The 23,123-nt window shown below is 71.0% G+C and carries 22 protein-coding genes, 1 tRNA gene, 1 pseudogene and 1 CRISPR repeat array; of the genes and pseudogenes, 17 read left to right on the top strand and 7 right to left on the bottom strand.

Going from position 1 to position 23,123, the window contains the following annotated elements:
• Positions 1 to 8: 8 nt before the first annotated feature.
• Positions 9 to 1,304: a sensor histidine kinase gene (locus K4G22_RS11560; RefSeq protein ID WP_228079865.1), complete on the bottom strand. Its 1,296-nt coding sequence runs from the start codon at positions 1,302 to 1,304 to the stop codon at positions 9 to 11.
• The gene (locus tag K4G22_RS11555; RefSeq protein ID WP_228079863.1) at positions 1,301 to 2,539 is read right to left on the bottom strand and encodes a sensor histidine kinase; all 1,239 of its coding nucleotides are present in this window, start codon (positions 2,537 to 2,539) and stop codon (positions 1,301 to 1,303) included. The genes K4G22_RS11560 and K4G22_RS11555 overlap by 4 nt, the downstream gene beginning before the upstream one ends.
• Positions 2,540 to 2,695: 156 nt before the next feature.
• Here K4G22_RS11555 and K4G22_RS11550 point away from each other — a divergent pair, with 156 nt between their 5' ends.
• The 13 genes and pseudogenes from K4G22_RS11550 (at position 2,696) to K4G22_RS11490 (ending at position 15,659) form a co-directional block, all read left to right on the top strand.
• Positions 2,696 to 3,067 (top strand): NADH-quinone oxidoreductase subunit A, encoded by a 372-nt coding sequence (locus tag K4G22_RS11550; RefSeq protein WP_228079861.1) that lies wholly within the window; start codon positions 2,696 to 2,698, stop codon positions 3,065 to 3,067.
• The gene (locus tag K4G22_RS11545; RefSeq protein ID WP_228079859.1) at positions 3,058 to 3,657 is read left to right on the top strand and encodes an NADH-quinone oxidoreductase subunit B; all 600 of its coding nucleotides are present in this window, start codon (positions 3,058 to 3,060) and stop codon (positions 3,655 to 3,657) included. Before K4G22_RS11550 ends, K4G22_RS11545 begins: the two co-directional genes overlap by 10 nt.
• A gap of 100 nt (positions 3,658 to 3,757) precedes the next feature.
• Positions 3,758 to 4,804: pseudogene (locus K4G22_RS31940) on the top strand (NADH-quinone oxidoreductase subunit C); the annotation flags it as partial.
• Positions 4,805 to 6,156: 1,352 nt separating this feature from the next.
• Positions 6,157 to 7,116, top strand: coding sequence for a complex I subunit 1/NuoH family protein (locus K4G22_RS11535; RefSeq protein ID WP_228079857.1), 960 nt, complete (start codon positions 6,157 to 6,159; stop codon positions 7,114 to 7,116).
• A complete protein-coding gene (locus K4G22_RS11530) occupies positions 7,113 to 7,643 on the top strand; it encodes a NuoI/complex I 23 kDa subunit family protein (RefSeq protein ID WP_228079855.1) in 531 nt (176 codons plus the stop codon). Before K4G22_RS11535 ends, K4G22_RS11530 begins: the two co-directional genes overlap by 4 nt.
• Positions 7,640 to 8,182 (top strand): NADH-quinone oxidoreductase subunit J family protein, encoded by a 543-nt coding sequence (locus tag K4G22_RS11525; RefSeq protein WP_228079853.1) that lies wholly within the window; start codon positions 7,640 to 7,642, stop codon positions 8,180 to 8,182. Before K4G22_RS11530 ends, K4G22_RS11525 begins: the two co-directional genes overlap by 4 nt.
• Positions 8,182 to 8,532 (top strand): NADH-quinone oxidoreductase subunit NuoK, encoded by a 351-nt coding sequence (nuoK, locus tag K4G22_RS11520; protein WP_228079851.1) that lies wholly within the window; start codon positions 8,182 to 8,184, stop codon positions 8,530 to 8,532. Before K4G22_RS11525 ends, nuoK begins: the two co-directional genes overlap by 1 nt.
• Entirely contained in the window at positions 8,529 to 10,454 is a 1,926-nt protein-coding gene (locus K4G22_RS11515) for an NADH-quinone oxidoreductase subunit 5 family protein (protein WP_228079849.1), read from the top strand. Before nuoK ends, K4G22_RS11515 begins: the two co-directional genes overlap by 4 nt.
• Positions 10,455 to 10,458: 4 nt before the next feature.
• Positions 10,459 to 12,102, top strand: coding sequence for a complex I subunit 4 family protein (locus tag K4G22_RS11510; protein WP_228079847.1), 1,644 nt, complete (start codon positions 10,459 to 10,461; stop codon positions 12,100 to 12,102).
• Complete coding sequence (locus K4G22_RS11505) at positions 12,099 to 13,682, top strand: NADH-quinone oxidoreductase subunit N (RefSeq protein WP_228079846.1); 1,584 nt, start codon at positions 12,099 to 12,101, stop codon at positions 13,680 to 13,682. The genes K4G22_RS11510 and K4G22_RS11505 overlap by 4 nt, the downstream gene beginning before the upstream one ends.
• A 20-nt stretch (positions 13,683 to 13,702) precedes the next feature.
• Entirely contained in the window at positions 13,703 to 14,209 is a 507-nt protein-coding gene (locus K4G22_RS11500; protein WP_228079844.1) for a GNAT family N-acetyltransferase, read from the top strand.
• A 202-nt stretch (positions 14,210 to 14,411) separates the two neighbouring features.
• A complete protein-coding gene (htpX, locus tag K4G22_RS11495; protein WP_228079842.1) occupies positions 14,412 to 15,272 on the top strand; it encodes a zinc metalloprotease HtpX in 861 nt (286 codons plus the stop codon).
• Between the two features lie 15 nt (positions 15,273 to 15,287).
• Positions 15,288 to 15,659 carry a YccF domain-containing protein gene (locus tag K4G22_RS11490; RefSeq protein ID WP_228079841.1) on the top strand — a complete coding sequence of 124 codons (372 nt, stop codon included), beginning with the start codon at positions 15,288 to 15,290 and terminating at the stop codon, positions 15,657 to 15,659.
• An 83-nt stretch (positions 15,660 to 15,742) separates the two neighbouring features.
• Here the strand turns inward: K4G22_RS11490 and K4G22_RS11485 are convergent, their stop codons facing one another.
• From K4G22_RS11485 to K4G22_RS11475, 3 genes are all read right to left on the bottom strand, one after another.
• On the bottom strand, positions 15,743 to 16,447 hold the full coding sequence (locus K4G22_RS11485; protein ID WP_228079840.1) for a DedA family protein: 705 nt from the start codon (positions 16,445 to 16,447) through the stop codon (positions 15,743 to 15,745).
• A gap of 376 nt (positions 16,448 to 16,823) precedes the next feature.
• Positions 16,824 to 17,915 carry a magnesium/cobalt transporter CorA gene (gene corA / locus K4G22_RS11480; protein WP_228084050.1) on the bottom strand — a complete coding sequence of 364 codons (1,092 nt, stop codon included), beginning with the start codon at positions 17,913 to 17,915 and terminating at the stop codon, positions 16,824 to 16,826.
• A 51-nt stretch (positions 17,916 to 17,966) separates the two neighbouring features.
• Entirely contained in the window at positions 17,967 to 18,455 is a 489-nt protein-coding gene (locus K4G22_RS11475; protein WP_228079839.1) for a YajQ family cyclic di-GMP-binding protein, read from the bottom strand.
• Positions 18,456 to 18,587: 132 nt separating this feature from the next.
• Between K4G22_RS11475 and K4G22_RS11470 the strand changes: the two genes are divergently transcribed.
• Positions 18,588 to 18,669 (top strand) — tRNA-Tyr (locus K4G22_RS11470).
• A 168-nt stretch (positions 18,670 to 18,837) separates the two neighbouring features.
• Here K4G22_RS11470 and K4G22_RS11465 read toward each other — a convergent pair.
• Together K4G22_RS11465 and K4G22_RS11460 are read right to left on the bottom strand one after the other, a co-directional pair.
• Entirely contained in the window at positions 18,838 to 18,984 is a 147-nt protein-coding gene (locus K4G22_RS11465; RefSeq protein ID WP_425336652.1) for a hypothetical protein, read from the bottom strand.
• A 71-nt stretch (positions 18,985 to 19,055) separates the two neighbouring features.
• Positions 19,056 to 19,328: a CRISPR direct-repeat array (repeat unit 29 nt; unit sequence CGGAACACCCCCGCTCGCGCGGGGAGGAC).
• A 255-nt stretch (positions 19,329 to 19,583) separates the two neighbouring features.
• Positions 19,584 to 20,603: a lytic transglycosylase domain-containing protein gene (locus K4G22_RS11460; RefSeq protein ID WP_228079838.1), complete on the bottom strand. Its 1,020-nt coding sequence runs from the start codon at positions 20,601 to 20,603 to the stop codon at positions 19,584 to 19,586.
• Between the two features lie 515 nt (positions 20,604 to 21,118).
• Here K4G22_RS11460 and K4G22_RS11455 point away from each other — a divergent pair.
• The 3 genes from K4G22_RS11455 (at position 21,119) to K4G22_RS11445 (ending at position 23,123) form a co-directional block, all read left to right on the top strand.
• Positions 21,119 to 21,958 carry a MinD/ParA family ATP-binding protein gene (locus K4G22_RS11455; RefSeq protein ID WP_228079837.1) on the top strand — a complete coding sequence of 280 codons (840 nt, stop codon included), beginning with the start codon at positions 21,119 to 21,121 and terminating at the stop codon, positions 21,956 to 21,958.
• A 6-nt stretch (positions 21,959 to 21,964) separates the two neighbouring features.
• On the top strand, positions 21,965 to 22,255 hold the full coding sequence (locus K4G22_RS11450; RefSeq protein ID WP_228079836.1) for a hypothetical protein: 291 nt from the start codon (positions 21,965 to 21,967) through the stop codon (positions 22,253 to 22,255).
• A gap of 79 nt (positions 22,256 to 22,334) precedes the next feature.
• Positions 22,335 to 23,123 carry a DUF8175 domain-containg protein gene (locus K4G22_RS11445; protein ID WP_228079835.1) on the top strand — a complete coding sequence of 263 codons (789 nt, stop codon included), beginning with the start codon at positions 22,335 to 22,337 and terminating at the stop codon, positions 23,121 to 23,123.

Raw genomic sequence — 23,123 nt, 5'->3', positions numbered from 1 at the left:
CCAGCATCTCACCTCGGTCGACGTCCGCTCGGGGAGCCGTCAGGTTCCCGCCAGGGGAGTTCGGCGGTGATGGTGGTGGGTCCGCCGTGGGGGGATTGGATGGCGAGGAGGCCGTCGACGGCGGTGAGGCGTTCGGTGAGTCCGGCGAGGCCGGTGCCGTGGGTGGTGGTGGCGCCGCCTTGGCCGTTGTCGGTGACCTGGATCATGAGGCGGTCGGTGGTGCGCCAGATCTCGATGGTGGCGTGGTGGGCGTTGCTGTGTTTGCTGATGTTCTGGAGGAGTTCCGAGGTGGTGAAGTAGGCGATGCCCTCGATGGCGGGTGCGGGTCGTTGGTCGAGGTCGATGTCGACGGTGACGGGGACGGTGCAGCGGGCGGCGACGGAGGAGAGGGCGGGGCCGAGTCCTCGGTCGGTGAGGACGGCGGGGTGGATGCCTCGGGCGAGGTCGCGGAGTTCCTGGAGGGCGAGTTTGACCTCGCCGTGTGCTTCGTCGACCATGCGGGCTGCGGCTTCGGGGTCCTCGGTGAGTTTCTCCTTGGCCAGGCCCAGGTCCATGGCCAGGGCGACCAGGCGGGCCTGCGCCCCGTCGTGCAGATCCCGCTCGATCCGCCGAAGATCGGCCGCCGAGGTGTCCACCACGACGGAGCGGTCCTCCTCCAGCTGCGACACCCGGCTCGCCGCCGCCGAGGGCCCCAGCAGCGCGCGGACCGCCAGCCGGTCGACGGCGACCATGCCCCGGATCAGCAACGAGCCGCTGATCAGCAGCAGCAGCCCGACCACCGAGACCAGCGCCAGCTCGAACGGGTTGTCCCAGATCCAGCCGTTGCCCTGCCCGTCGGTGTTGATGCCGATGTCCTCGTTCAACGTCCAGGACCACAGCGGAAGCGTCAGCGCGGCGAAGCCACCGGCCCAGGTGGTCACCACCACGGTGAACGTCGCGATCGCCCACGGCAGGTGCAGCAGGGCGTACGCCGTGGACCGCCAGGAGACGTCGCTGCGCAGCACCGCCCCGATCCAGGCCAGCAGCCCGGTCTTCCCGTCCCGGTGCCGCACGGGGCCCGGCTCGGCCACCTCCGACCCCAACAGCAGCCGCGCCCGCTGCCGCTCCACATAGCCGAAGGTGCGCAACCACAGCAACGTCAGCGCCAGCAGCGGCAGCCCGACGAACGTGATCAACAGACCGGCGCTCACCGCCAGCCCCGTCACCGCGGTGACGAAGCCGACGATCGCCATGGGGAGGTTCAACAGGGCGTAGAGGCCCTCCCGCCAGGCCCGTGCCGTGAACGGCAGACGTAGGACGGTCATCGAACCGCCCTCCCTTCGTGCTTGTGTCCGTGCCGGTCCCGCCAGGGGAGTTCGGCGGTGATGGTGGTGGGTCCGCCGTGGGGGGATTGGATGGCGAGGAGGCCGTCGACGGCGGTGAGGCGTTCGGTGAGTCCGGCGAGGCCGGTGCCGTGGGTGGTGGTGGCGCCGCCTTGGCCGTTGTCGGTGACCTGGATCATGAGGCGGTCGGTGGTGCGCCAGATCTCGATGGTGGCGTGGTGGGCGTTGCTGTGTTTGCTGATGTTCTGGAGGAGTTCCGAGGTGGTGAAGTAGGCGATGCCTTCGATGGCGGGTGCGGGTCGTTGGTCGAGGTCGATGTCGACGGTGACGGGGACGGTGCAGCGGGCGGCGACGGAGGAGAGGGCGGGGCCGAGTCCTCGGTCGGTGAGGACGGCGGGGTGGATGCCTCGGGCGAGGTCGCGGAGTTCCTGGAGGGCGAGTTTGACCTCGCCGTGTGCTTCGTCGACCATGCGGGCTGCTGCTTCGGGGTCCTCGGTGAGTTTCTCCTTGGCCAGGCCCAGGTCCATGGCCAGCGCGACCAGGCGGGCCTGCGCCCCGTCGTGCAGATCCCGCTCGATCCGCCGAAGATCGGCCGACGCCGTATCCGACACCGCCGTCCGATCCTCCTCAAGCTCGGCGATCCGCCGCTCCAGGCTCTCCGAAGGCGACAGCAACGTCCGCACCAGACCCCGGTCCACCTGGCTGAAACCACGCGCCAGCCACGGCAGCACCGGCCACGCCACGAAGAACGCGACCGACATCAGCGCGAACGTCACGAGCGCCCACGGCAGGCGCACCACCACGAAGAGCGCCGACCGCCAGCCCACCGGATCCCTCAGCGCCGACCACAGCCAGACGAAGAAGCCCGCGCCCCGCCGCGCCCGCAGCGGACTCGGCTCCTCCACCACGACCCGCAGCAGCGCCCGCGCCCTCGCCCGCTCCCAGCGACCGAACCAGCGGCACCCCACCAGGCCGAGCGCCAGCACCGGCAGACCGATCACGGTCACCGACAGCAGCACCCCCACATAGATCCAGATCAGGACATAACAGAAAGCGATCAGATCCAGCGGCCAGCTCGACAGCAGATAGGCACACTCCCGCCAGGTCACCGCGCTGAGCGGCGCCTGGGGCGGCGGCAGCACCGCGTCGTCGGGGAGGGGCCGCCGCCCCGCTGGGGAGCCGGAGCCGTAACCGGAGCCATGGCCGGAACTGATCATGTCGTCCAGACTGCCGCGTCCGTCCCACCGACACCATGGGGTGGGTCGGTGAACGACGGTAGGGCTATCCCCACCCCCCGGCCTGGTCACAACCGGCGCCTGACCCCCTAGACTCCCGTGCTGTCAGCCCTCCCTGACTCCACCGGAGGCCACAACGTGCCCGACTACTTCCACGGCTACACCGTCGTCGGTCTGGTCGCGGTGGTCGGCGTGCTCTTCGTCGCCGTGGCCTTCCTCGCCGGGCACCTGCTCAGGCCCACCGTGCCCACGCCCGAGAAGCTGCTGGTCTACGAGTGCGGCGTCGACCCGGTCGGCGAGGGCTGGGCCCACACCCAGGTGCGGTACTACATCTACGCGTTCCTGTATGTGATCTTCGCCGTCGACTCGGTCTTCCTCTTCCCCTGGGCCACGGTCTTCGCCGCCGACGGCTTCGGCGCGGCCACCCTGGTCGAGATGTTCGTCTTCCTCGGCTTCCTGACCGTCGGACTCCTCTATGCCTGGAAGAAGGGCGTGTTGACATGGACCTGAGACCGGCGGGCAGCTCCCTTGGGCCGCTGGCGCGGCTGGCCCCCGAACCGATGAAGGTCGTCCTCAACTGGGGCCGCCGCTACAGCCTCTGGGTCTTCAACTTCGGCCTCGCCTGCTGCGCCATCGAGTTCATCGCCGCGTCCATGTCCCGCCACGACTTCATCCGCCTGGGCGTCATCCCGTTCGCCCCGGGACCGCGCCAGGCCGACCTGATGGTCGTCTCCGGCACCGTCACCGACAAGATGGCGCCCGCGATCAAACGGCTCTACGAGCAGATGCCGGAACCGAAGTACGTCATCTCCTTCGGCGCCTGCTCCAACTGCGGCGGGCCCTACTGGGACTCCTACGCGGTCACCAAGGGCGTGGACCAGATCATCCCCGTCGACGTCTATGTCCCCGGCTGCCCGCCCAGGCCGGAGGCGCTGCTCCAGGGCATCCTCAAACTCCAGGAGAAGATCGCCGAGGAGTCCACGTCCGAGCGGTACGCCTTGCCGGCGGGGGCCGCCGTGGAGGGTGCGCGTTCGGCCTCGCCCGCGGGTCCCTCGCCCGCGGCGCTCAGCAGCGGGCTGGTCAGGTGGGACGCGCGGTGACGCCGCATCGGCCGGGGGTTTTCGGTCTTGGGGCGGTGGCCGGGGAGAGGTACGACGTGTTGACGGTCGGCGCGTGGCCCCTGGTGGTGCGGGGGGTGGCGTGGTGACGGTGGGGTGGTTGCCTGGGGAGGCGGCCGACGTCTTCGGGCCCGGCGCGGTGGCTGAGGAGGCGTACGACGTGTTGACGGTCGACGTGCCGGCCGGCGACGCCTGGCCGGCCGCGTTGACCGCCGCCCGCGACGAACTGGGCTGCACCTTCTTCGACTGGCTCAGCGCCGTCGACGAACCGGGCGTCGGACTGCTGATCTGCGCCCATGTGGTCGCCCTCGGCACCCCGCCGCGACGGCTCCTGCTGCGCACCACCATCCCGCACGAGGCCCCGTCCCTGCCCACCGCCACCGATGTCTACGCGGGCGCGGGCTGGCACGAACGGGAGACCCACGAGATGTTCGGCGTCGCCTTCCCCGGCCACCCGGGGCTCGCGCCGCTGCTGCTCCCCGACGGGTTCGAGGGCCATCCGCTGCGCAAGGACTTCGTCCTGGCCGCGCGGGTGGCCAAACAGTGGCCGGGCGCCAAGGAGCCGGGCGGCGAGACCCCCCGCCGCCGCCAGCCCCTGCCGCCCGGCGTCCCCGACCCCAACGACTGGGGCCCCCTCAAGGGCCAGGCCCCCACCCCCGCAGCGCCACCGCGCCGCGCCAGAAAGAGCACCCCCACCACCGACGCCGCCCCGCCGTCGCGCGGCCCGCGCCGCTCCCGTTCGGCGAGCGACGGCTCAGCGACCCAACGGCCCGCAGCGGACGCTGCGGCGCCGGCCGGGTCGGACTCCGAGCCGCCGCCGTCGCGCGGCCCGCGACGCTCTCGCTCGGCGAGCGAGGGTTCAGCGAGCCAACGGTCCCCAGCGGACGCTGCGGCGCCGGCCGGGTCGGGCTCCGCACCTTCGCCGGCGCCGGACGCGCCGGCCGCCGTCTCCCCGCCGGAGGCGGACGCTGCCACGCCGGGTTCCGTGTCTTCGGCGAAGCCGGACCCGCCGGCCGGTCCGGGCTCCGCGCCGCTGCCGGGGCGGGGCGCTGCCGCGTCGGGCTCCGCGTCGTCGCGTGGCCCGCGACGCTCCCGTTCGGCGAGCGAGGGTTCAGCGAGCCAACGGTCCCCAGCGGACGCTGCCACGCCGGCCGGGTCGGGTGCCGTGTCTTCGGCGGAGCGGAGCGCTGCCGCGCCAGCCGGAACGGGTTCCGTGCCCTCGGCGGAGCCCAAACCGGCGGTCCCGTCCGATGCCGTCTCCCCGCCGGAGCGGAGCGGTGCCGCGCCGGGGCCTGACGTGCCGCCCTCGGCAGAGCCGGGGGCCCCGGCCCTGGGCAGTTCGCGTGCCGGAGGTCCGTCGGGTCCGGGCGACCCGTCGAAGCCCGAACAGCCGGACGCGTCGGCCGCCGTTTCCCCGGCGGAGGGGGACGCTGCCGCGCCGGCCGAGTCGGGGGCTGCCCCTTCGGCGAAGCCGGAACCGCCGGCCGGACCGGGCCCCGAGCCACCGCCGGAACGGTCCGCTGTCGCGCCGGCCGAGTCGGGTGCCGCACCTTCGCCGGCGCCGGACGCGCCGGCCGCCGTCTCCCCGCCGGAGGGGGGCGCTGCCACGCCCGCCGGGTCGGGTGCCGCACCTTCGCAGGCACCGGACGCGCCGGCCGCCGTCTCCCCGCCGGAACGGTCCGCTGCCGCGCCAGCCGGAACGGGTTCCGTGCCCTCGGCGGAGCCCGAACCGGCGGTCCCGTCTGATGCCGTCTCCCCGCCGGAACGGAGCGCTGCCGCGCCGGCCGAGTCGGGGGCTGCCCCTTCGGTGAAGCCGGACCCGCCGGCCGAGTCGGGCTCTGCTCCCCCGCCGGAACGGTCCGCTGTCGCGCCGGACGCGCCGGCCGCCGTCTCCCCGCCGGAGGGAGACGCTGCCGCGCCGGCCGGTCCGGGCGCCGAGCCGCCGCCGGAACGGTCCGCTGTCGCGCCGGCCGAGTCGGGGGCTGCCCCTTCGGTGAAGCCGGAACCGCCGGCCGGGCCGGGCTCCGAGCCGCCGCCGGAGCGGGGTGCTGCCGCTTCCCCGCCGGAGGCGGACGCTGCGGCGCCGGCCGGAACCGGCCCTGAGCCCTCGGCGGAGCCGAATCCGGCGGTGCCGTCCGATGCCGTCTCCTCGGCGGAGCCGGATCCCGCGGTTCCGTCCGATGCCGCCTCCTCGGCGGAGCCGGATCCCGCGGGGCCGGGCGTCGGGGTACCGACCGCCCCGGCGGGGGCGGGCGCTGGGCTGCCGGCGGTGCCGGGGTCTCCGGCTACGGGCAATCCTGATGCCGCGGGCCCGCCGGATTCGGCTGAGCCGGGTGGCGTCGCGCCCTCAGCCTCGGTCGACGCGTCCGAATCCGACCCCGCCTCCCCGGCTGGCGAGGCCGGCCCCCGGGGCCGGCCGGAGCCGGCCGTGGCCGAACCGGCGGAGCCGCCCGCGGAGCCGCCCGCCCGGGAAGGGGACTAGTGGACGTGTGGGAGGTCGCGCTGCGGCTCGCGGTCGTGTTGGCCGCGTTTCTCGTGGTGCCGCTGCTGGTGGGGCAGGCGGAGCACAAGGTGATGGCCCATATGCAGGGGCGGCTTGGGCCCATGCACGCGGGCGGGTTCCACGGGTGGGCCCAACTCGTCGCGGACGGCGTGAAGTTCGTGCAGAAGGAGGACACCGTTCCGGAGGGTGCGGATCGGCGGATCTTCCGGCTGGCGCCGGCGGTGGCGTTGATTCCGTATCTCGTGGTGCTGATCGCGATCCCCGTCGGGCCGGACGGGTTGGTCGGGCAGAGCCTGGACGCGGGCATCTTCTTCGTGCTGGCGGTGCTGGGCATCGGGGTGTTGGGGTCGCTGATCGCGGGTTGGGCGTCGGCCAACAAGTACTCGCTGCTCGGCGGGCTCCGGACGGCCGCCCAACTGATGGCGTACGAGCTGCCGTTGCTGCTGTCCGCCGCCTCGGTGGCCATGGCCGCCGGCACGCTCAGCCTGACCGGCATCCTCAACGAGTTCGAGTGGTGGTGGGTGCCCTGGCAACTGGTGGGCGCCTTCGTGTTCTTCACCGCCGGGTTGGCCGAGCTGCAACGGCCGCCGTTCGACGCGCCGATCGCGCCCGAGGAGATCATCTTCGGCGCCTACACCGAGTACTCGGGGCTCAGGTTCGCGTTCTTCCTGCTCGCCGAGTACGCCGGCATCGTGGTCGTCTCCGCGTTGACAGCGGTGCTCTTCCTCGGCGGGTGGCATGGGCCGTTCTCGGACCAACTCGGTTGGCTGTGGACCTTGTTGAAAACCGGCGCGCTGTGTTTCGTGGTGATCTGGGCGCGCGTCGCCTGGCCCAGGCTGCGCGCCGACCAGATCCAGAAGTTCGCCTGGACGGTCCTGGTGCCGCTCGCGTTGGCCCAGATCGCGTTCACCGGAGTGATCAAGGTGGTGATGGGATGAGCCTGGGATCGGGGCTCGCCAAGGGGTTGGCCATCACGTTGCGCACCATGACCCGGCGGGCGGTGACCGCGCGGTATCCGGAAGAGCAGCCGGAGTTGCCGCCGCGCAGCCGGGGGGTGATCGGGCTGTTCGAGGAGAACTGCACGGTCTGCATGCTGTGCGCGCGGGAGTGCCCGGACTGGTGCATCTACATCGACTCGCACAAGGAGACCCTGCCGGCGGCGGGGCCCGGCGGGCGGGAGCGTAGCCGCAACGTGCTCGACCGGTTCGCCATCGACTTCTCGCTCTGCATGTACTGCGGGATCTGTGTCGAGGTCTGCCCGTTCGACGCCCTCTTCTGGTCGCCCGAGTTTGAGTACGCGACCACCGATATTCGTGAACTGACCCATGAACGGGACACGTTGCGCGCCTGGATGTGGACGGTGCCCGAGCCCCCGCCGTTGGATCCGGCCGGCGAGGAGCCCAAGGAGATCGCCGCCGCCCGCAAGGCCGCCGAGAAGCGGGCGGCTGAGGAGAGCGCCACATGAGCGGGCAGGAGTTCCTCTCGCCCTCCGGCCAGGAGATCGTGTTCCTGCTCGTCGGCGTCGTGGTGCTCGGCTCGGCCGTGCTCTGTGTGACGACGCGGCAGCTGGTGCACGCCGCGCTCTGGCTGGTGGTGGCGCTCGGCGGGTTGGCCGTCGAGTACCTGCTGCTGACCGCCGAGTTCATCGCCTGGGTGCAGGTGTTGATCTATCTGGGCTCGGTCGTGGTGCTGCTGCTCTTCGGGCTGATGCTCACCAAGGCGCCCATCGGCCCGTCGCCCGATATCGACTCGGACAACCGCTGGGTCGCCCTGGCCGTGGCGTCGGCCTCGGCGGCCACGCTGGTCACCCTCGTGGTGGACGCGTTCCGCAGCACCTGGATCGATCTGGACACGCCGCACGGCGAGTCGGCCGCGTTGGGCGACAGCCTGTTCCGCTACTGGGTGCTGCCGTTCGAGGCGCTGTCCGTGCTGCTGCTGGCCGCGCTGGTCGGCGCCATCGCCCTCTCCAGGACGCGGGCTCGCGCCGGGGCGGGTGAGCGCTGATGCATCTGGTCTATCCCACCGTGCTGGCCGCGCTGTTCTGCGTCGGGATCTATGGCGTGCTGGCCCGCCGCAACGCCATTCTCGTGCTGATGTCGGTGGAGCTGATGCTCGCCGCCGTCAGTCTCAATCTGGTCGCCTTCGACGTGTGGCTGCGGGACGAGGCACACACCGGCCAGATCTTCACTCTCTTCCTCATCGCCCTCTCCGCCGCCGAGATCGGCGTCGGACTGGCCATCGTGCTGCTCGTCTACCGCCAACGCGGCACCTCAGCCGTCGACCAGCTGCGTGAACTGGCCGACGGGGAACGGGACTCCGCCGGCGCCGCGAGCCGGGAGACCACCACCACGTGAACACCACGACCGCCGCCGTCCTCGTCCCGCTGCTGCCGCTGCTGGCCGCCGCCTGCACCCTGCTGACGGGGCGGCGGGCCCCCGGCTTCGTCCGGCCGCTGGCCGTGCTGCCGATGCTGGCCGCCACCGCGCTGGCCGTGCTGGTGGCCGTCCGGCAGTACGGCGAGGAGCCGTTGACGGCCGCCACCGAGCTGACGCCCACGGGGAACGCGACGCTGCCCATCGAACTCGCCCTGCGCCTGGACGGGTTCGCGGTGCTGGTGGCGGTGCTGGTCACCGTCGTGGCCAGCTGTGTGCAGCTCTACTCCACCGGCTATCTGCGCGGCGACGCCCGCTACCCCTCCTATGCCGCGCTGGTCTCGCTCTTCACCTCGGCCATGCTGCTGGTCGTCTACTCCGACGACCTGGTGGTGCTGCTGGTCGGCTGGGAAGTGATGGGCATCTGTTCCTACTTCCTGGTGGGGCACTACTGGGAGACGTCGGCCGCCCGTGCCGCGTCGCTCAAGGCGTTCCTGGTGACCAAGCTCGGCGATGTCCCGTTCCTGATCGGCATCCTGGCGCTGGCGTCGGAGGCCGGCAGCTTCCGGATCAGCGAGATCGTCGCCCGGGTCTCGTCCTCGCTCTCCGGTTTCGAGCTCGACCATCCGACGCTGATCGCGTTGCTGCTGCTCGCGGGGGTGGCCGGCAAGTCGGCGCAGGTTCCGCTGCACACCTGGCTGCCGGACGCGATGGCGGGCCCGACGCCGGTGTCGGCGCTGATCCACGCGGCCACCATGGTCGCGGCCGGCGTCTACTTCATCGCCCGGCTGCTGCCGGTCTTCGCCCAGTCGGCCGCCGCGCTGGTGGTGTTGGCCGTGGTGTCCGCGCTCACCATGCTGGCCTCGGCGCTCGCCGCGCTCGCCCAGGACGACGTCAAACGGGTGCTCGCCTATTCGACGATCGGCCAACTCGGTTTTATGACCGGCGCGTTGGCCGTCGCCGACCGCGAGGCCGCCGTCTTCCATCTGCTCACCCACGGCGCGTTCAAGGCGCTGCTGTTCCTGGCCGCCGGGGTGCTGATCCAGACGGCGGGCACCGGTTCGCTGACGGCGATGTCCCGGATGCGGAACCTGCGCGGCCGGGCGCCGGACGCGTTCTGGGCGATGACGATCGGCCTGCTCGCGCTGGCCGCCGTGCCGCCGTTCGCCGGCTTCTTCTCCAAGGAGGCCGTCATAGGCGCGGCCGAACACGTCGCCCTGGACAACGAGCACGGGGTCTCGTCCAGCCTGGCGGCGCCCGCCGCCGCCGGCTGGATCGTGCTGGTCGCCGGGCTCGCCGCCGCGCTGTTGACCGCCGCCTACGCGGCCAGGCTATGGCTGCTCGCCTTCCACGACCCGGTCCGCGCCCGCGAGGGGGCCGTGCCGCCCGGGGAGCGGTCAAGCCCCGTGATGACCGGTGTGCTGTGGCTGCTGATGGTGCCGTCGCTGCTGCTCGGGCTCGCCTACGGCGAACTGCCCGAGTGGTTCGACGGCGGCTCGCTGGCGCCCACCCTCACCACCTCCGTACTGGCCACGGGCGCCGCCGTGTTGGGCGGCACCGCCACCTACGCGGCCTGGCGCCGCGCCTACGAGGGCGCGGGTCCCGAGGATCCGGCGCCCGCGCTGCTCGGCCCGCTGCGCGGGCCGGCGGAGGCCGGATTCCATCTGGACGCGCTCTACGCGGCGGCCGTGGTCCGTCCGGTGCGGGCGCTCGCCGGTCTGGTGCGGTTCCTGGACCGGACGGTGGTCGACACCTATGTGCGGGGCGCCGCCGCCGCGCCGGGGCTGTTGGGAACGCTCACCCGCCGGGCCCAGACCGGCAATGTCCAGACCTATCTGAGCGCGCTGGTCGCCGGGGCCCTGGTGCTCGGGCTGGCCGCCGTACTCGTCGCGGCGGGGGATTGATCCGATGATCACGCTGTCCGACTCGGTGCAACAGTGGCTGCTGGTCGCGGTCCTGACGCTGCCCCTGCTGGGCGCCGCCGCCGCGCTGCTGCCGGCCCCGCCGGGACTGCGCGGCGCCGGCGGCCCCGACCGGGACGTGCTCCGGCACGGCGTCACCGTCACCGGCGTGGTGCTGGTCGCCACCCTGGTGCTGGCCGTCGCCTTCGACCACGACCAACCCGCCGCCGTCCAGGCCGAGACCGACGCGTCCTGGATCCCGGCACTGAACATCAGGATGCATCTCGGGATCGACGGCATCTCGCTCCCGCTGCTGGTGCTGACCGCGCTGCTGACGTTCCTCTGCGCGCTCTACTCCTACTTCCGGCCGCCGACCGGCGAGCACGTCCCGGGGCCGCGCGCCTTCGTCGCGCTGCTGCTGTTGCTTGAGACCGGGATGCTGGCCACCTTCGCCGTGCTGGACCTGGTGCTCTTCTTCCTCGCCTTCGAGACCGTGCTCATCCCGATGTACTTCCTGATCGCCCGCTGGGGCAACGGCGCCGAACGGGCCGCAGCCGCCTGGAAGTTCGTCCTCTTCACGGTGCTCGGCTCGGTGCTGATGCTGCTCGGGCTGCTCCTGATCGGGGTCCGCGCCGGCACCTTCGACATGATCGCGCTCGCCGAGGCGCACGGCACCGGGCTGACCCGGGGCACCCAGCTGATCGCGGTGCTCGCCATCGGCCTCGGCTTCGCCATCAAGACCCCGATGTGGCCGCTGCACAGCTGGCTTCCCGACGCCCACACCGCCGCGCCCACGGTGGGCTCGGTGCTGCTCGCCGGGGTCCTGCTGAAGATGGGCACCTACGGTTTTGTGCGGATCGTGCTGCCCTCGGCGCCGGAGGGGATGCACACTTTCGCGCCCTATCTGGCCGCCTTCGCGGTGGCGGGCATCATCTACGGATCTCTCGCCTGCCTCGCCCTGGTGCTGCCACCACGGGCGGACGGCTCCGCTCGCCTCGGCTCGGCGTTCCTCCCCGCCCCGGGCGAGGGCCGCGACCTCAAGCGGCTGATCGCCTACTCGTCCGTCGGCCACATGGGCTTCGTCCTGCTGGGCATCGCCACCCTCACCCACACCGGGGTCAACGGCGCGCTCTTCGCCAACATCGCCCACGGCCTGATCACCGGGCTGCTGTTCTTCCTGGTCGGGGCCCTGAAGGACCGCACGGGCAGCACCGATGTCGACACCCTCGCGGGGCCGGAGGGCGGCGCGCTCTACGCCAGGGCGCCGCGCTTCGGCGGGCTGCTCGCCTTCGCCGCCATCGCCTCGCTGGGGCTGCCGGGGCTGGCCGGCTTCTGGGGTGAACTCCTCGCCATGCTCGGCTCGTTCCACCCGGCGGACGGTCTCAGCCGGCCGGCCTTCCTCACCTATCTGGCGGTCGCCGCCGTCGGCACCCTGTTGACCGCCGCCTATCTGCTGCTGGTGGTCCGCCGGGTCTGCATGGGCCCGCGCCCGGAGCCTGACGTCCCCGCCCTGCCCGACCTGCGGGGATTCGAGTACGCGGCGTTCGGCCCGCTGGTCGCCCTCACGTTGCTCGCCGGGCTCTGGCCGGCCGTGCTGCTGAACCTCACCGATCCCGTTGTGCAGAACCTCCTGCCGGGAGCCGTCCGATGAACCTGATCCAGAACGTGGACTGGGCGGTCGTCGCGCCCCCGCTGATCGCCGCGCTCGCGGCCGTCGCGGTGCTGGTCGCCGACCTCTTCCTCCCGGCCGGCCGCAAGGCGCCGCTGGCCTGGACGGCCGTTGGCGGCCTCGCCCTGGCCGCGCTGGCGCTGCTGCCGCTGCGCGACGGGGACCGCGCGACCTTCTGTCTTGCCGACGATCCCGGGCTCTGCTCCTACGCCGCCGACCGGTTCGCCGTCATCATCCAACTGCTCGTCCTCGGCGGTGCGTTGGTAGCCGCGCTGCTCTCGGTGCCCGAGCTGCGCCCCGGCCGCTCCGCGAGCGGCGACGATGACGAGGGCGACCTGCCGGGCGGCGAGTTCTGGTTCCTGCTGCTCTCCTCGGCCGCCGGCGCCGCGCTGCTGCCGGCGGCCCGCGACATGGCCACCCTGATCATCGCGCTTGAGGTGACCACGCTGCCCGCCTACGCCCTGGTCGGGCTGCGGCGCGGCAGCCCGACCGGCCCCGAGGCGGCGCTGAAGTTCTTCCTCTCCTCGGTCACCGCGACCGCCGTCGCCCTGCTCGGCATCAGCTTTGTCTACGCGGGGGCCGGCAGCCTCCACCTGGACGAGATCGCCGGCGCGCTGCCGGACGCCGATCCCCAGCTCGCGACGCTCGCCGAGGCCGGGGTGGCCCTGACCCTCGTCGGCTTCGCCTTCAAGATCGCCGCTGTGCCGTTCCACTTCTGGGTTCCCGAGACCTACCAGGGCGCCCCGCTGCCGGTCGCCGGCTATCTCTCGGTGGTCGGCAAGACCGCCGGCCTGGCCGGGCTGGTCCTCGTCACCACCCGCGCGTTCCCCGCCTTCGGCGACCTGTGGGGTCCGGTGCTCGCCGTGCTGGCCGGGCTCACCATGACCGCGGGCAACGTCGCCGCCCTGCGCACCGCGGGCCAGGCCCCGCACAGCGCGGTGCGGCTGCTGGCCTGGTCGTCGGTCGGCCAGGCCGGCTATCTGCTGGTCCCGATCGCCGCCGCCGGCTATGCCGTGGGGGGCGAGGAGACGTCCTCGGCGGTCGGCGCCGCCGTCGCCTATGCGCTGATGTACGGCGCGGTCAACCTCGGCGCGTTCGCCGTGCTCGCACTGGTCGTTCAGGAGCGGGGCGACGGCACCGGGCGTCGCATCGCTGACTTTCGGGGCCTCTATGCCCGGCGCCCACTGGCGGCCCTGGCGCTGGCCTTCTTCCTGCTCTGCCTGGCGGGCCTGCCGCCCGGGGTGATCGGCCTCTTCGCCAAGGTGGCGGTCTTCCGCTCCGCCGTCGACGCGGGTCTCGGGGTGCTGGCCGTGGTGATGGCGGTGAACGTGGCCATCGCCCTCGTCTACTACCTGCGTTGGACGGCGCTGCTCTTCCAGCCGGCCGAGCCGGCGACCGAGGCCGACCGGGACGTCCCCGCCGAACCGGCGGATCGCCCCCCGCTCGCCACCCGCCGACCGCTGGCCGTCGGCGGCGCGATCGCGCTGACCGGCGCCGTCGCGCTCGCCCTCTCCGGCGCCCCACAACTCGTTCTCACCTTCGCCGCCGGCGGCCTGATCTAGGGCGCGCGGCGGACCCGGCCATGGTGACCCTGAAGGTGCTGACGACGGACGACGCGCCGCTGTGGCTGGCACTCCGCCGCGCGGCGCTGACCGACGCGCCGTGCGCCTTCCGGGCCCGGCTCGCCGACTGGGACGTGGGCGAGGAGGAACGGTGGCGCGCCCGGCTCGCGCTGCCCGGCGCCCACCATCTCGCCGCGCTGCTGGACGGGCGCCCGGTCGGCACGGCCAGCGGTCTGCCCGGCGCCGCCGGCGTCAGGGAGTTGAGGTCGCTCTGGGTCGACTCGGCGGCGCGCGGCCTGGGCGTCGGCGGACGGCTGATCGAGGCCGTCGAGACCTGGGCGCTGGAGTCGGGCGGGGCGACGCTGCGGCTCACCGTGCTCGCCGGCAACGAACCCGCCATCGCCCGCTACCTGCGCCACGGGTTCACCGCCACCGGCCGGCCCGGCGCCGCGCTGCCCGATGGGCGGGCCGGTGAACAGGCCATGGCGAAGGTTCTTCGCCCGGGACCCGCCCGTGCGGAGCGCTGAAACGGCGGCCACGGCCCCCATGGCGGCCCGTTCGTCACCGGTTCGACCCCGGGGCGTACGGCTCGGGTAACGGCGAGGCGGCCTGGGAACGCATCCCCTTCGTATGGCGTTGTGCACATCGGGAGTGTCCACTGTTAGTGGAGATACTCCAAAATCCGGGACGATCCGGACACCCCCATGCGCGCGATCTGGAGGGTACACCGTGCACCGCCGGCACAACGGATTGAGGACAGCCGCACTACTGGGCGGCATGTCCGCCTTGATCCTGGTGGTGGGCAGCCTCTTCGGCCGCACGGGGCTGGTGATCGCCCTCTTCCTCGCGCTCGCCACCAACGGCTACGCGTACTGGAACAGCGACCGGCTGGCCCTGCGTTCCATGCGGGCGCGCCCGGTGGGGGAGTTCGAGGCCCCCGCGCTCTACCGCATGGTGCGCGAGCTGGCCGGGCAGGCCCGGCAGCCGATGCCCCGGCTCTACATCTCGCCGACGGAGGCCCCCAACGCCTTTGCCACCGGCCGCAACCCGCGCAACGCGGCCGTCTGCTGCACCGAGGGCATCCTGAGTCTGCTTGACGAGCGGGAGCTGCGCGGGGTGATCGGACATGAGCTGAGTCATGTCTACAACCGCGACATTCTGATCTCCTCGGTGGCCGGAGCGATGGCCTCCGTGATCATGTTCCTGGTGAACTTCGCCTGGTTCCTGCCGCTCGGGCGGGACGACGACGAGGGGCCTGGGCTGGTGGGGATGCTGCTGGTGATGGTGCTCGGCCCGATCGCGGCCTCGCTGATCCAGCTGGCCGTCAGCCGCTCCCGCGAGTACGAGGCGGACGCGGCGGGCGCTCAGCTCACCGGGGATCCGTTGGCCCTCGCCAGCGCGCTGCGCAAGCTGGAGGCCGGCACGCAGCGTCTGCCGCTGCGCCCCGAGCCGCAGTTGGAGACGGCCAGCCATATGATGATCGCCAATCCGTTCCGCCGTGGCGAGGGCCTGGCCAGGATGTTCGCCACCCACCCGCCGATGGCCGAGCGCATTGCTCGCCTGGAGAGGATGGCGGGCGGCGGGCGTTGACGCCATGCTGTGTTCGTGCGAACCCTTCTGAACATTCTCTGGCTCGTCTTTTCCGGATTCTGGATGGCCCTGGGCTATGCCCTTGCCGGACTCATCTGCTTTGCGCTTGTGATCACCATCCCCTTTGGGGTGGCCTGCTTCCGTATCGCCAGATATGCCCTCTGGCCCTTCGGGTACCGGGTGACGGACCGGCCCGACGCGGGTCTCGCGTCCGGGCTCGGCAATGTGATCTGGCTGATCGTTGCCGGAATCTGGATCACCCTGGGCCATATCCTGGCCGGTCTCGCCTTCTGCGTGACGGTGATCGGCATCCCCTTCGGCATCGCCCACTTCAAGCTGGTCCCGGTGTCCCTGATGCCCCTCGGTCGCGAGATCGTCCCCACCTGACCGCTCCGGCGGTCCGTCCACAGGATGTGGACATGGCGGCGGCCCGGGCGTTCACCCCCGGGCCGCCGCCATGCGCCGTTCGACTACCGCCGTTTGGCCCGCTCCTCGGCGCGCTCGCCAGCGGCGGCGTCCTCGTCGGGCTCCCCGTCCGGCCCCTCGTTCGCCACCCCGCCCGCGCGCTTGGCCGTCACATAGCGTTCGCGCGCGTAGCGGATGCCCTCGTGCAGCAGGGTGATGCCGAGCGCGAGGCCGAGGCCCAACATCACGCCGCGCAGCGGCTCCTCCTCGAAGGCGTGGCCGCCGATATAGCCGATCGCGGTCGAGTAGACGGCCCAGGAGATGGCCGCGATGGTGTCGTAGAAGCTGAACGAGCGGAGCGGGTAACCCGTCGCGCCCGTGGTCAACGTGGCCGCCGTACGCCCGCCCGGGATGTAACGGGCGACCACCAGCACAAGGCCGCCCCGCTTCTCCAACATCTTGGCCACGCCGTCATACGCCTTGCGGGTACGGGTGCCCGGCTTGAGCTTGGCATAGATCCGGGAACCGGACTTTCTGCCTATGTAGTAGGAGATGTGGTCGCCCGAGAACGCGCCGAGCGCGGCCACCAGGACGATCAGCAGAACATTGGGCTCACCATTCGCAGCTGCGAATACCGCCAGGGTGATCACCAGCGTCTCACTGGGCACCACGGGGAAGAAACCGTCGAGCATGGCGATGGCGTACAGCGCCAAATACACCCATGGGGTGGAGACGAAGTCTTCGACCGCCTGGAGGATCGCATCGTTCATGTCCGCAAGGCTAAGTAATAGAAGCGCCTGGCGCTGCTGTTGATCCGTAACGGTCACGTCCGGTTTTTGTTCGGACCTTCCCGGTGACCGGCACGGCGGAGAGCGGGGTCGCTCCACCCGGCTCCGAGGGGCGCGGCGGAAGTGGGCGAACTCACATGGCGTAACGCCGCCTCCCGGCGGGCCGGGCGCCGCGAACGGACGCGCCATGGGGCCGATCGGGGGTTCGCCCGGTTCGTCACCCGTCCGTCGTCCGTCCGCCGCCGGCTCGCGCCCCGACCGGGACACCGGCCGGTTCGACGGCGCGCGGTCGAGCCACCCGAGCCGGACATGCCACCGGGACGTGTATTCGCTATGGCAAATATCCGGCGGGGGTGCGCTAGAGCCAGCCGTTCCGTCGGAAGCCCCGGTGGATCAGGAAGCTCGCCGTCGCGATGACCGCGAGCACCAGCGGATACCCGAACCGCCAGTGCAGCTCAGGCATATGGTCGAAGTTCATGCCGTAGACGCCGCAGACCATGGTGGGCACCGCGATGATCGCCGCCCAGGCCGTGATCTTCCGCATGTCCTCGTTCTGCGTCGCCTGCACCTGCGCCAGATTGGCCTGGAGAATCGAGTCGATCAGCGAGTCATAGCCGGTCACCTGGTCGGAGACCCGGGTGAGGTGGTCGGCGACATCGCGGAAGTAGCTGCGGATGTCCGGGTCGATCACGGCCAGCGAGGACTCGGAGAGCCGCTGGAGCGGACGGTCCAGCGGGCCGACCGCGCGCTTCAGCTCCAGGACCTCCCGCTTCAGCTGGTAGATCCGCCCGACCTCGGCGGCACTGCCGCGGGTGTCGGCGAACACCGCCGACTCGATCTCGTCGATGTCGTCCCGCACCGCCGCCGTCACGTCCAGATAGTGGTCCACCACCTGGTCGGCGATCGCGTGCAGCACCGCCGACGGCCCCTTCGCCAACTGCTCGGGCGCCCCTTCGAGCCGGCGCCGCAGCGTGCCGAGCGAGCCATGGCTCCCATGGCGGACGGTGATCACGAAGTCGGCGCCGACGAAGACCATGATCTCGCTGCTCTCCACCACCTCGCTGGTCTCGGTCAGCTCACTGTGGCCGACATAGCGAACGGTCTTGAGCACCATGAAGAGCGTCTCGTCATACTGCTCCAGCTTGGGCCGCTGATGCGCGTGCACCGCGTCCTCGACGGCCAGCGGGTGCAGCCCGAACTGCGAGGCCACACCGGCGAGTTCGTCCTCCGTCGGCTCATGGAGCCCGATCCAGACGAACGTGCCGCGCCCGCGCCGCCTGACCTGGCGGATCGCCGAGGCGGGGTCCCCCGCTTCGGGGCGACGCACCCCGTCCCGGTAGACCGCGCAGTCCACCACGGCGTTGGTCACCACCGTGCGCTCGTCGTCGACAACCTCGGCGGGACGCTGCCGCCAGGCCAGCTCGAAGGCCGCGCGGAGCGGACGAATCATGGACACGCCTACCTCCTACCCCACGCGACACCCCCTGTCAGCGGGCCACGCCTAGCGATAGTTCACAAACTGCACAGCGAAGTCGAAGTCCGCCTCCTTCACCAGGCGTTGTACCTCCTGAAGGGAGTCCCGGCTCTTCGAGCTGACCCGCAGCTCGTCCCCCTGCACCTGCGCCTTGACGCCCTTGGGGCCCTCGTCCCTGATCAGCTTGGCGACCTTCTTGGCGTCCTCGGTGGAGATGCCCTCCTTGACGCTGGACACCAGCCGGTACTCCTTCCCCGACGCCATGGGCTCACCGGTGTCCAGCGCCTTGAGGGAGATGCCGCGCTTGATCAGCTTGGACTGGAAGATGTCCAGGACGGCCTTCGTCCGCTCCTCGGCGTTGGCCCGGATCTCGATCGCCTCGCCGGACCAGCCGATGGAGGCTCCCACCCCACGGAAGTCATAGCGCTGCGAGATCTCCTTGGCGGCCTGGTTGAGGGCGTTGTCGACCTCCTGCCGATCGACCTTGGAGACAATGTCGAAACTGGAGTCGGCCATGGTGGTATTGGCTCCTCACACATCCGGATCGGGCTCGGTCGCCGACAGCCTAGCCACCACCCCGCCCGTTCGACCCGGCCGAACCGAGTGGCGAACCACCCCCACGCATCGGGTATGGTTTACCCGCAGCAAGGCGGTGTGCCCGAGCGGCCAAAGGGAGCAGACTGTAAATCTGCCGGCTCAGCCTTCCCAGGTTCGAATCCTGGCGCCGCCACAGCTCAGCGAAGGCCCTCTGACCAGCGATTACGGCTGGGAGGAGGGTCTTTTCGCTGCCCCGATTCGCGAGTCTCGAACGTGAATCGAAATGCGGCTTTCATCTCACTCTGATGCCGGGGTGTCCTGGCGGCCCAGTCCGTGTCCCCCAGGACTTTCGGCTGCGGCCCTACCGCGTTGAGTCGTTCCACTCCCGCATCGCCGTGTCGATGGGGCGGTTGGAGCGTTCCTCGCTCCGGGTGAGGACCTTGGCGTAGACGCGGAAGAGGACGGCGAGGCTGTGTCCGGCGCGACGAGCGCACTCGGCGGGGTCCACGCCGGAGCTGAGCCAGAACGAGACACCCGCGTGCCGCAGATCGTAGGGCCGGCGGGCGAGTCGTGAGGCTGCGGAACACCCCCGCTGGCGCGGGGAGGACACCAAGCACCTGCCGGAGTGCACGCAGGACTCCGGAACACCCCTGCTCGCGCGGGGAGGACCGGGTCAACAGCGCCATGGGGCTGCTCCTATTCGGAACACCCCCGCTCGCGCGGGGAGGACCTCTTCCAGGCTCCACTCGTTGCGATCGGTCCCGGAACACCCCCGCTCGCGCGGGGAGGACACGGCTACCTCTAGGGGGAGCCACGGCTACCCCGGAACACCCCCGCTCGCGCGGGGAGGACACTTTTTGACCTGCGGCGTTAGGAGGGCTTTGCCATTTCATTACCGAGTGCGTCGGGTGCAGCTGTGTAGGCGCACGATGGTTGGTCAGGCATTGCGGTGTCTCTGTTCGTCGTTGGGCTGGGGCAGGTCTTCAGGCTATCTGTCACTGCCGACGTGGGGTGCGGGAGTTGCATCTTGTCGCCCTGGCTGGATCCCACGGGTGGACGGGGCTGTCTGATGCGCCGGCGTTCGGTCGCTGTGGGGGTTGCTCCGGTTCACCCCACCCTGCTGATGCCCGCCACTCCGTAGGGGAAGTCGGGTGGGGTCCAGCCCCGGTAGGTGAGGTGCCAGGGGCCGTGGGTGAGGTGGTCCAGGGGGACGATGTCGATGCGGCCTGGGGCGACGATGTCGTTGGTGGCGACCTGGCCGTTGCCGAGGTGGAGGGCGACGTGGCCGGTGGTGTCGTCGGTGGCGTAGAAGAGGAGCGCGCCGGCTGGTGGGTTGGGGTCGCCGGGGTGGGTCTGGCCGGCGGCGTGGAGCCGGCGCCAGGCGGTGTTGGCGGTGGCCTCGCCTGACGCTCCCCAGCCGTATGCCTCGGCGACGAACGCCAGGCACCAGCGCTCCCAGGTGAGGTCGCCGGAGGCGGCCTCGGCCCTCGCCGCGTCGATGGCCTGTTGGCAGCTGCGGGGGTTGGGGCGGTCGAGGGTGAAGTCGCAGTCGCCCGCAGCTGGGATGGTGGCGATGGCCTGGTAACGGGGGAGGAGCGCGCGGACGGATTCGACGTAGTCCCGGGTTTCTGCGGTGGGTGGGCGTCCGCCGTGGAGGCGGACGGCGAAGGGGCCGGCGTTGTAGGCGGCGAGGGCCTTGTTCGTCGGGTCGCCGGGGAGGTCGGCGAGGTCCGCGAAGAGGTGGCAGAGGTAGCGGGCCTGGGCATCGATGGCGTCGGCCGGGTCGAGGGCGGAGGCGCGGCCGTCGCCGTTGGCGTCGTCGCCCCACTGTTGCCAGGTGGCGTCGGTGAACTGGGCGAGCCCCTTGGCTCCCTGGTCCGATACCGCGTTCGGGTCCCAGCCGGACTCGACGTCGATCCCTGTGGCCAGCAGCGGGGCGTTGATCTCGTCGCAGTGTCGGGCGGCTGTGACGATCAGCGCGCGGTACGCCTCGGGTACCGGTGCGTCCGGATCGAGATGGGTGGTGCTCGCCGCCGTTTGTGGATCGTCCGGGGCGAGGCCCACCAGGAGGGCCAGGCCGGCGACCGTGAGTGCCATCGGCAGTGCGAGACAACCAATTTGTTTCATACGGGTGTTCCTGCCGGGGGCCGTGCTGAACAGAGCAAGTAACGTGGCGAAAGGTTACGGCGCTTTAAAAGGGACATCACTGAGAGGCGCGCGTCTTCTCCGCGAATGGGGCGTCGATCCTTCATCGTTGCGTTTGAGTGCCGATAGGAATCGACGCGCAGAGCACCGGTTATCAATCCGGGAAGCCGCCCTCCTGTAAACAGTGAAGGAAAACGTTCGTGAGTGATTCGCCGGCTGAGGAGCCGCTGACCGAGGCGTCGTTTCGTGCGACGGCCGCCAGTCGGCTTGGCGCACCTCCACTTCCGCCCGCGCCCCCACCTCAGCTTGTGCCCGAAAAGGAGACGCCATCGGCGTTGTTGCCGGTGCAGGCGGCGGTGGCGAAGGAGTCGGGGCCGGCGCCGGCGGACTACAGCGGCTTCGCGGCCTCGCTGCGGCAGCGGGCTCGGACGGCGGCGCCGCAGTGGGGGTGGCGTGGGCGGTTGCATCGGTGGTCGGGAGGCCGTTTCTCCCCGCAGATGTCGGTGGCCGAGCGGGGGTGGAACACGGCCTTGCGCGCTGTCCAGATGACCTTCGGTGGGCCGCGTTCCATCGTGTTCGTCAACCCGAAGGGCGGGTCCTTCACGACCACATCGACGTTGATGGCGGCCCGGACCTTCGGGGTTCATCGGGGCGGTGGGGTGGTCGCGATCGACAACAACGAGACGCGCGGCACGCTGGGGGAGCGGGTCCTCCGCGCCGGCCATGCCAACACCGCGCGGGAGCTCCTCGCGGCGATGGATCTCTTCCGTGGCCCGGCCGCTCGGTTGGGTGACCTGGGCCAGTTCACGCGAGGCCAAGGGCCCGCTCATTTCGACGTGTTGGCCAGTGACGAGCGGCCCGAAGTCACTGGCCAGCTCGACGCCGAGGCGTTCGGGCAGCTCCATGAGCTGTTCCGGCGCTACTACCGGCTGATTCTGATCGACTCGGGCAACAACGTGCGTGCGCCCAACTGGATCGCCGCGGTACGTCAGGCGGACCTGTTGGTCATCACCACCACCGTGCGGGAGGACACGGCGTCCTCGGCGCTGTGGATGGCGGATGTCCTGGAGCGCGGCGTGTTGGAGCCGGGAACCCTGAAGCGGCGGAGCGTCGCACTGGTCTGTGACCCGGCACCCGACTGTGACGGTGACCTGCGTCGACTGCTGTTGGACACCTTCGGCGAGCGTTGTCACACGGCGGTGCCGATCCCTTACGAGCCGGCGTTGGTCGGCGGAGGCCAGATCGATTACACGCGGCTGTCGTCCGCCACTCACACCGCCTGGCTCTATGCCTGTGCGGCGATGGCGTCGGCTATTTCTCCGGTGTGGGAAGGCTGAGCAGTCATGCGACTCGCCGACGAGTACAACCCGTTCACCGGAATCAACCCGAGCTTTGGCCCCTTCGCTGGCCTGCTGGAATCGAAATTCGGCATGTTCTTGGCGCTTGCGTGGGTGATCGGTTTCTTCGCCTGTGCTTACTTCCTGATCGAGGCGATCGGCCGTGCGGCGAAGTCCAGGCGTAATGGGATGGTCGGCGATCTGGACGAGACGCGCGGGGAGTTGGTGCGCGTCGGTGCGGCCACCATTGGCATGGCATCTCTGCCCGTTCTCTACACCATTCTTATTAGTGCCTGAGCGGTCGAAGGCTGATTCCTTGAATGTTCGTATGGATTACCAGTCACCGAGTGCGCGTGATCGTGGCGGGGCCCTTGGTGTGAGCCGATTCGCCCTGCTGGCCGTGATGCTGGTCGCATTGCTGGGAGCGGTTTTGTCGGCGCGGTTCCTCGTCGGGGGAGAGACGCCGGACGATGACGAGCGGAACGGGGCGCTTGTCGACACGTCGGCGCCTTCGCCGGACGAGGTCGAGTGGGGTGAGGCAACGGCGACTGGTGCGTTGGCGAGCCGGGTCGTGTCCGGTCTGCCTCGGGGGTTTCCGCGCTCCGAGGCCGGTGCGGTGGAGGCGGGGACGACGTTCGCCGCCGCCACCTCCGACCTCCTGCGGATGGCCGGCGACGATCGCACCGCCTATGTGCGCGACGCGATGTTGGACCCGCCCTCGGTCCGACGTCTTGACGAGGATGCCTCCAACTTCCGGGAACGGCACGGGCTTTCGGACTCAGGGGGCAGTTCGGACGACGAGCGATTCGTCTCCGAGTGCCACCCCGAGCTGGGTGCCTACCGGGTGGTGGATTACACCTCGGAGCGGTCGGTCGTCGACTTCTGGATGCCGTGCCTGTTGGGCACGGTGGACGACGCCGGGGCAGCGGTCGAGATGGCCACGCGCTGGGAGATGGGCCGCGTCGCCCTGGAGTGGAAGGGCAACGACTGGCGCGTCGAGGAGCTGACCGCTGGCCCGTTCAACGAACCCGTCATGCCCGAGGACGCCGGCGATCCGGTGACCGAACTGACCATGCGGCTGGCGCTGTTGGGGCATGACTGGCAGCTCTACGCGGACGCCAACGAGGAGACCCCGCCGGAAGCGCGAACGGGCGAGAGCCGCTGA

It is taken from the genome of Streptomyces profundus, assembly GCF_020740535.1.
Classification (GTDB): domain Bacteria; phylum Actinomycetota; class Actinomycetes; order Streptomycetales; family Streptomycetaceae; genus Streptomyces; species Streptomyces profundus.
This window is presented reverse-complemented; position numbering and strand designations above follow the sequence as displayed.

Excerpts from the sequence above, each read along its gene's own strand:
- K4G22_RS11560 (WP_228079865.1), bottom strand. The coding sequence starts at position 1,304 with ATGACCGTCCTACGTCTGCCGTTCACGGCACGGGCCTGGCGGGAGGGC.
- K4G22_RS11555 (WP_228079863.1), bottom strand. The coding sequence starts at position 2,539 with ATGATCAGTTCCGGCCATGGCTCCGGTTACGGCTCCGGCTCCCCAGCG.
- K4G22_RS11545 (WP_228079859.1), top strand. The coding sequence starts at position 3,058 with ATGGACCTGAGACCGGCGGGCAGCTCCCTTGGGCCGCTGGCGCGGCTG.
- K4G22_RS11530 (WP_228079855.1), top strand. The coding sequence starts at position 7,113 with ATGAGCCTGGGATCGGGGCTCGCCAAGGGGTTGGCCATCACGTTGCGC.
- K4G22_RS11525 (WP_228079853.1), top strand. The coding sequence starts at position 7,640 with ATGAGCGGGCAGGAGTTCCTCTCGCCCTCCGGCCAGGAGATCGTGTTC.
- nuoK (WP_228079851.1), top strand. The coding sequence starts at position 8,182 with ATGCATCTGGTCTATCCCACCGTGCTGGCCGCGCTGTTCTGCGTCGGG.
- K4G22_RS11510 (WP_228079847.1), top strand. The coding sequence starts at position 10,459 with ATGATCACGCTGTCCGACTCGGTGCAACAGTGGCTGCTGGTCGCGGTC.
- K4G22_RS11505 (WP_228079846.1), top strand. The coding sequence starts at position 12,099 with ATGAACCTGATCCAGAACGTGGACTGGGCGGTCGTCGCGCCCCCGCTG.
- K4G22_RS11500 (WP_228079844.1), top strand. The coding sequence starts at position 13,703 with ATGGTGACCCTGAAGGTGCTGACGACGGACGACGCGCCGCTGTGGCTG.
- K4G22_RS11485 (WP_228079840.1), bottom strand. The coding sequence starts at position 16,447 with ATGAACGATGCGATCCTCCAGGCGGTCGAAGACTTCGTCTCCACCCCA.
- corA (WP_228084050.1), bottom strand. The coding sequence starts at position 17,915 with ATGATTCGTCCGCTCCGCGCGGCCTTCGAGCTGGCCTGGCGGCAGCGT.
- K4G22_RS11475 (WP_228079839.1), bottom strand. The coding sequence starts at position 18,455 with ATGGCCGACTCCAGTTTCGACATTGTCTCCAAGGTCGATCGGCAGGAG.
- K4G22_RS11460 (WP_228079838.1), bottom strand. The coding sequence starts at position 20,603 with ATGAAACAAATTGGTTGTCTCGCACTGCCGATGGCACTCACGGTCGCC.
- K4G22_RS11455 (WP_228079837.1), top strand. The coding sequence starts at position 21,119 with ATGTCGGTGGCCGAGCGGGGGTGGAACACGGCCTTGCGCGCTGTCCAG.
- K4G22_RS11450 (WP_228079836.1), top strand. The coding sequence starts at position 21,965 with ATGCGACTCGCCGACGAGTACAACCCGTTCACCGGAATCAACCCGAGC.